This window comes from Geodermatophilus sp. SYSU D00525, assembly GCF_054050475.1.
On sequence record NZ_JBJGZK010000028.1, the window covers coordinates 56,001 to 62,665 of the forward strand.

4 protein-coding genes are annotated in these 6,665 nt (G+C 78.3%); 2 read left to right on the forward strand and 2 right to left on the reverse strand.

Features of this window, described 5'->3' with window-relative positions; translation table 11 throughout:
- Positions 1 to 80 precede the first annotated feature (80 nt).
- Together ACI796_RS19400 and ACI796_RS19405 are read right to left on the reverse strand one after the other, a co-directional pair.
- Positions 81 to 2,429 (reverse strand): diguanylate cyclase domain-containing protein, encoded by a 2,349-nt coding sequence (locus ACI796_RS19400; protein ID WP_456942855.1) that lies wholly within the window; start codon positions 2,427 to 2,429, stop codon positions 81 to 83.
- A 66-nt stretch (positions 2,430 to 2,495) separates the two neighbouring features.
- Positions 2,496 to 3,338, reverse strand: coding sequence for an EamA family transporter (locus ACI796_RS19405; RefSeq protein ID WP_456942856.1), 843 nt, complete (start codon positions 3,336 to 3,338; stop codon positions 2,496 to 2,498).
- 215 nt (positions 3,339 to 3,553) lie between these two features.
- On the opposite strand from ACI796_RS19405, the gene pheS reads away from it, so the two are divergent.
- Positions 3,554 to 4,621, forward strand: a complete 1,068-nt coding sequence (gene pheS / locus ACI796_RS19410; protein WP_456942857.1) for a phenylalanine--tRNA ligase subunit alpha — start codon at positions 3,554 to 3,556, stop codon at positions 4,619 to 4,621.
- Positions 4,622 to 6,665 (forward strand): phenylalanine--tRNA ligase subunit beta (pheT, locus tag ACI796_RS19415; protein ID WP_456942858.1); only part of this gene is annotated, 2,044 nt, incomplete at its 3' end.

Below are 6,665 nucleotides of genomic sequence, written 5' to 3' on the forward strand. Positions count from 1 at the left end.
GCGGACCTCCGGGGCACGGGCGGGGGACGACGCCGGTGCGCCGTCGCCCGCCCCTACCCGCCCCGCGCCGGGGCGCACCCCTACGGCAGGACCGGCTCCCGCGGCGGCACCGGCGCGGCCCCCGCGGCGACCCGCGCGGTGGCGGCCCGGGCGGCGGCGTCGCGGGTGACCGCCTTGCGGTCGTACATGCTCAGGTCGGCGCGGTGCAGCAGGTCGGCGAACACGACGCCGTCCGCGGGGCAGACGCTGACCCCGATGCTCGCGCCCACGTGCACCTCCGTGCCGCGCAGCGGCACCGGGCGGCGGATCGAGGCGGCGAGCTCGTCGGCGACCCGCCGCGCCTCCTCCCGCGCCGTCTCCGGCCGCAGGTCCGGCAGCGCGACGAGGAACTCGTCGCCGCCCAGCCGGGCCAGCAGGTCGCGGCGGCGGACCCGCTCGCGCAGGCGGCGGGCGACCACCTGCAGCAGCTCGTCGCCGGCGGCGTGGCCGAGCCGGTCGTTGACCGCCTTGAACCCGTCGAGGTCGACGAACAGCAGGCCGAGCGCGTCGCCGCGGGCGCGGGCCTCCCAGATGGCGGCCTCCACCTGCTCCTCCAGGCGGCGCCGGTTGGGCAGCCCGGTCAGCGGGTCGGTGTAGGCCAGCTCCTGGATGCGGGCCAGCGCGGCCGACGTCCGGTCGCGCTCGCGGACCAGCGCCCGCTCGGCCTCCACGCGCGCGGTGACGTCCACCTGCACGCCGATGTACTGGACGACGGTGCCGTCGGCGTCGTGCACCGGCGCGAGGTGCAGCTCGTTCCACCACGGCGCCCGGTCCGCGCCGCGCACGTTGAGCAGCGTCTCCCGGCACGACCGCCCGGCCTCGACCGCGGCGCGGACGCGCGCGACCGCCCCCGGGTCGGTGTCGGGGTGCTGCAGCAGCCGGCAGTTGCGGCCGAGGATCTCCTCCGACGACAGGCCGGCCAGCTGCCGGAAGGCCTCGTTGGCGTAGACGATCGGCTGGTCGGGCAGCCGCACGTCGACGACGGTCACCCCGCTCGGCGTGGCCTCCAGGGCGCGGCGCAGGAGCACCTCCGCCTGCGTGGTGCCCACGGCGAGGCCGGTGGCCGCCGGGCCCGCCGCCACGGCGGGACGGGGCGCGACGGCCGCCGCGGGGACGGCGTCGCCGGCCCGCGGGGCCACCCGGGACAGCAGCGACGACGCCGCGCGGGACACCGTCGTGCGCTCGTAGGTCAGCGCGTACTCGAAGGTGCGCTCCAGGTCGGGGCCGTCGTCGCCGAGGTCGCGGGCCAGCAGCGCGGCGCTGAAGTGCGGGGACAGGACGGCGACGTCCCACTCGCCGCGGACCGGGTCGTCGTCGGCGAGGTGCGCGCCGCGCAGGCCCGGCAGCGGCTCCACGGGCAGGTCCTCGCCCAGGGCGCAGACGAAGCCGGTGCGCTCCACCAGGTCGCGGTAGCGCTGGGTGGTGGAGACGGTGAAGTGGCGGGCCTCCTGGAAGGTCGCGGCGACCACGCAGGTCTCGCCCAGGCGCATGGCCTCCCGCTCCAGCTGCTTGGACAGCTCGATGAGCAGGGCCTTGGGCGCGCGGCGCAGCGGGACGTCGTCGGGCAGGCAGGCGAACGGGGACACCGCGCCGACCGCGCCGGTGGGCCGTCCGGCGCCGGGCAGCACCAGCTCGCCGACGGGGAGCCCCGGGGCCGCGCCCGGGCCGGGGCGGCCGACGTGCCAGCCCTGGCCGAGGGTGGCGCCCAGCCCGCGGGCGTAGGCCAGGTGCTCGGCGGTCTCGATGCCCTCGGCGAGCACCACGGCGCCGCTGCGCTCGGCGTAGGCGTTGACCGCGTTCATGATCTCGGCGATCGCCGGGCCGGGGCGCTCCTGCACCAGGCGCAGGTCGAGCTTGACGACGTCGGGGCACAGCAGCGGCAGGAACGCCAGCGACATCGACTCGGCGCCGACGTCGTCCACGGCGATGGCCCAGCCCAGCTCCCGCACCCGCTCGACGGTGCGCAGCAGCTCGGCCGGCCGGGCCGCGATCGCCCGCTCGGTGATCTCCATGACCACCCGCAGGTCGCCGGGCGCGCCCTGGGCGATGGCGACGAGGTCGGCCAGCGGCGCGGTGTCGAGCACCTCGGGCTCGACGTTGACGAAGACGGTCAGCGGCGCGACGAGCCCGCCGTCGACGGCGCCGCGGAAGGCGGCCGCGCGGCAGGCCTCGTCCAGCTCCGCGAGCCGGCCGGCGCCGCGGGCCGCGGCGAACAGCGCGTCGGGCCGCTCCAGCGGGCCGACCGGGCCGCGCGCGAGGGCCTCGTAGGCCACCACCCGCCCGGTGTCGATCTCGACGATGGGCTGGAAGACGCTGCGCACGCCGCGCAGGGCCTGCTCGAGGACGGTGTCGTGTCCGGGCTGCGCCGGTGCCTCCTGGGGGCGGGTCACGTCCGGGTCGTCGGCAGCGGGTCCCCGTCCCGACACCCGACGGTCCGCCGGCGTCCCCCGGGAGGGTCAGGCGGGCAGCGCGATGAGGACGACGGCGGCCGCCGCGACGGCCAGCCCGGCCCGCTGCGCCCCGGCCAGCCGCTCGCGCAGCACCACCTGCGCCAGAACGACCGTGCTCGCCGGGTACAGCGAGGCCAGCACGCCGGTGACCGCCAGCTGCTCGCCGACCTGGGTGGCGACGAGGAACAGCGCGTTGGCCGTCATGTCGGCGACGCCGGCGAGCACCACGACCGGCAGCACGCGGCGGGACACGAGCAGCGAGCGGCCCGAGGCCAGCGCGAGCCCGCCGATCAGCAGCACCGACACCACGCGGGCGGACAGCAGCGGGCTCAGTCCCGAGTCCTCGCCGGTGCGGTCCAGGAGCACGAAGAACAGCCCGAAACCGGCACCCGCGGTCAGCGCGGGCGCGACGCTGCCCAGCCGCGCGGTGCGCAGCGAGGCCAGCCCGCCCTCGGCCGCGACGAGCACCACCGCGACGAGCGCCAGCAGGATCCCGAGCGCGGCCAGGACCCCGATGCGCTCGCCGAGCAGCAGGCCGCCGACCACCGGCAGCGCCGCGGCCGCGACCGCCGTCACCGGGGCCACCACGCTCATCACGCCGGTCGCCAGCGAGCGGTAGAACAGCAGCAGCCCGGCCCCGCCGGCGACGCCCGCGGCCGCGCCCCAGCCGAGGTCGGCCGGCGTGGGGCTGCCGCCGAGCCAGGGGAGCAGCAGCACGACGGCGACCAGTCCGGCGGCCTGCGACAGCGCGACGACGGCGGCCGCGGCGGCGCGCCGGCTGGCGATCCCCCCGCAGAAGTCGGCCATCCCGTAGACGACGGCCGAGGCCAGCGCCAGCACCACCGCCATCCGGTGCGCCTCCCCAGTCCTCGTCTCGCCTGCCCGCCGATCCTGGCAGCCGCCGCCTCCCGCCCCGCCCTCCGGTCGAGAGGCCGCGAACGCGCACCGCCGGACGGGGCGGGGCGGGCGAGATCGCGCGATCTCGACGGAGGGTGGGCGGCGATCGGGTCACCTCGGAGAACCCGCGGGCGGAGCGGACGGGCTGCCGGGCAGAATGGCCTCCCGTGTCCGGCGCCAACGACCCCTACGACCCCAAGCAGGTCGCGGCCCTGTCCGCCGAGGCCCTCGACGCCGCCGTCGCCGCGGCCCGCGAGGCCTTCGCGGGAGCGGGCGACCTCGAGGCGCTGGCCGCCGTCCGCCCGGCCCACCTCGGCGACCGCGCGCCCGTGCCGCTGGCCCGCCGCGAGCTCGGCGCGCTGCCGCCGGCCGCCCGCGCCGACGCCGGCAAGCGGGTGAACGCGGCGCGGGTCGCCGTCACCGCGGCCTACGAGACGCGCCGGGCCGAGCTCGAGGCCGAGCGCGACGCCCGGGCGCTGGCCGAGGAGCGGGTCGACGTCACCCTGCCCTGGGACCGCACCCCGCGCGGCGCCCGCCACCCGCTGACCACGCTGCAGGAGCGGATCGCCGACGTGTTCGTCGGCATGGGCTACGAGGTGGCCGACGGCCCGGAGCTCGAGGCCGAGTGGTTCAACTTCGACGCGCTCAACATCGGCCGCGACCACCCGGCGCGCACGATGATGGACACCCTGTTCGTCGCCCCCGAGGACTCCGGCCTGGTGCTGCGCACGCACACCAGCCCGGTGCAGGCCCGCACGCTGCTGTCGCGCACGCCGCCGGTGTACGTCGTCGCGCCCGGGCGGGTCTACCGCACCGACGAGCTCGACGCGACGCACACCCCGGTCTTCCACCAGGTCGAGGGCCTGGCCGTCGACCGCGGGCTGACGATGGCGCACCTGCGCGGCACCCTCGACCACCTCGCGCGGGCGCTGTTCGGCCCCGAGGCGGTCACCCGCTGGCGGCCGTCGTACTTCCCGTTCACCGAGCCCTCGGCGGAGTTCGACGTCTGGTTCCCCGAGCACCGCGACGGCCCGCGCTGGGTCGAGTGGGGCGGCTGCGGGATGGTCAACCCGCGGGTGCTCGTCGCCTGCGGCGTCGACCCGGAGGAGTACAGCGGCTTCGCCTTCGGCATGGGCATCGAGCGGGCGCTGCAGTTCCGCGCCGGCGTCGGCGACATGCGCGACATCGTCGAGGGCGACGTCCGGTTCACGAGCGCGTTCGGAGTGGAGCTGTAGATGCGGGTCCCCGTCGGCTGGCTGGCCGAGTACGTCGACGTCCCCGCCGGGACCACCGTCGAGGACCTCGACGCCGCCTTCGTCCGGCTCGGCCTGGAGGTCGAGGCGGTCCACACCCCGGCCGAGGTCACCGGCCCGCTCGTGGTCGGCCGGGTGCTGGAGATCGAGGAGCTCACCGGCTTCAAGAAGCCGATCCGCTGGTGCCAGGTCGACGTCGGCGAGGGCACCCCGCGCGGGATCGTCTGCGGGGCGAGCAACTTCGCGGTGGGGGACAGCGTCGTCGTCGCGCTGCCCGGTGCCGTGCTGCCCGGCGGGTTCGAGATCGCCGCCCGGAAGACCTACGACCACGTCTCCGACGGGATGATCTGCTCGGTCCGCGAGCTGGGCATCGGCGAGGACCACGCCGGGATCCTGGTGCTGGGCGAGGGCGTCGAGCCCGGCGCGGACGCCCGCCCCGTCGTGGGCCTCGACGACGTCGTCATCGAGCTCAACGTCACCCCCGACCGCGGCTACTGCCTGTCGATGCGCGGCGTCGCCCGCGAGATGGGCACCGGCCTCGGCGTTCCGTGGCGCGACCCGGCCGCGGCGGCGCCGCCCGCCTGGTCCGGCGAGCCGGCCTGGGAGGTGACCGTCGCCGACGCCGGCCGCTGCGACCGGTTCTCGATGGTCGCGCTGGAGGGCCTGGACCCGACCGCGCCCAGCCCGTGGTGGATGCGCCGCCGGCTCGCGCAGTCGGGGGTCCGCTCGATCTCCCTGGCCGTGGACGTCACCAACTACGTGATGCTCGAGCTCGGCCAGCCGATGCACGCCTTCGACCGGGACGCGGTGACCGGCCCGATCGTCGTGCGGCGGGCCCGCGAGGGCGAGCGGCTGACCACCCTCGACGGCGCCGACCGGGCGCTGTCCGGCGACGACCTGCTCATCACCGACGACACGGGCCCGATCGGGCTGGCCGCGGTGATGGGCGGCGCCTCCACCGAGATCGGCGACGGCACCACGAACGTGCTGCTCGAGGCCGCGCACTGGGAGCCCACCGGCGTCGCGCGCACCGCCCGCCGGCACCGGCTGCCCAGCGAGGCCGCCCGCCGCTTCGAGCGCGGCGTCGACCCGGAGATGACCGTCGCCGCGCTGGCCCGCGCCGCGCAGCTGCTCGGCGAGTACGGCGGCGCCCGCGTCGTCGGCGCGCTCGTCGACGTCGACACCCGCGGCCCGCGCCCGTCGATCGCGCTGGACGCCGCGAAGCCCGGCCGGGTCTCCGGCGTCCCGTACGCGCCGGCCCGGGTGGTCGAGCTGCTGGAGGCCGTCGGCTGCGCGGTGGAGGCCGACGGCGGCTCGCTGACCGTCACCCCGCCGTCCTGGCGCCCGGACCTCACCGACCCGGCCGACCTGGTCGAGGAGGTCGTCCGGCTGGCCGGCTACGACGACGTCCCCTCGGTGCTGCCGACCGCCCCGCCCGGCCGCGGGCTCACCGAGACCCAGCGCCGCCGCCGCGCGGTCGGCCGGGCGCTGGCCGAGGCCGGCTACGTCGAGGCGCCGTCCTACCCGTTCGTCGGCGCCCCGGCGCTGGACGCCCTCGGCCTCGCCGACGACGACCCGCGCCGCCGGGTCGTGCTCGTGCGCAACCCGCTGTCGGAGGAGGAGCCGGCGCTGCGCACCACGCTGCTGCCCGGCCTGCTGGCGACGCTGGCCCGCAACCTCTCCCGCGGCCGGCGCGACGTCGCCCTGTTCGAGCACGGCGCGGTCTTCCCGGGCGACCGGCGCACCCCCGCGCCGCTGCCCGGCGTCGACCGCCGGCCCGACGACGAGACCCTCGCCGCCCTGCTCGGCGCGGTGCCCGACCAGCCCTGGCACGTCGCGGTGGGGGGGGGGGGGGGGGGGGGGGGGGGGGGGGGGGGGGGGGGGGGGGGGGGGGGGGGGGGGGGGGGGGGCGGGGGGGGGGGGGGGGGGGGGGGGGGGGCGGGGGGGGGGGGGGGGGGGGGGGGGGGGGGGGGGGGGGGGCCGGCCCCGGGCTGGGCGGGGTGGTGGGGGGGCGGGCGCGACGGGC

What these genes read in the sequence shown, in the direction of transcription:
- ACI796_RS19405 (WP_456942856.1), bottom strand. Translation starts at nt 3,338, where the DNA reads ATGGCGGTGGTGCTGGCGCTGGCCTCGGCCGTCGTCTACGGGATGGCC.